1 pseudogene is annotated in these 506 nt (G+C 51.6%); it reads right to left on the reverse strand.

The window, feature by feature from the left end:
- A pseudogene (locus tag RTW80_RS27105) lies at nucleotides 1-336 on the reverse strand (HAD family acid phosphatase); the annotation flags it as partial.
- Between the last annotated feature and the right edge of the window lie 170 nt (nucleotides 337-506).

Consider the following 506-nt stretch of genomic DNA (forward strand, 5'->3'; position numbering starts at 1 on the left):
GAACTCATCCCAGCCGTTGTTCATCTTTTCCCAGAATTCCGGGTTTTTAAGATAGGCTTCGCTGTCCGGGGAGTACGTTTTTTTGCCGCGCCAGAAACCGGGGCTGGAGAAGAGAACGGTATCGTCAATATCGAAGCCCACGGCTATCGGCGGGCGACCCGTCAGGCTATTTTCGATTTGTGCCACTGAAACCCAGTGAATGGGGGCCTGTTCGGCAAGAATGGCGGCGGTGGTGCCGGTGTAAAGCGGCGTGGGTGCAGAAGCCCGTGCAACAACGGCGCTATTAAGCGAGAACAATAAGCAGGCGGCGCTGAGCGCCAGTGTGATCTTGCGCATATTTTCCCCTGAATATTCAGTTTGTTATCTTTTTATTTTGAGCGGATGGTCAAAAAACTATCCGACCATAACCCCAGCGGTAGGGGAAGGAAAGGAGTTTTTACTTATGGGGCTGAATAAAAAGAAGACGATCACAAAGCGCAGAAGAAACGTGTAGGTCCGGTAAGCGA

The organism is Escherichia sp. AM3, assembly GCF_032029835.1.
Lineage (GTDB): Bacteria > Pseudomonadota > Gammaproteobacteria > Enterobacterales > Enterobacteriaceae > Escherichia > Escherichia coli.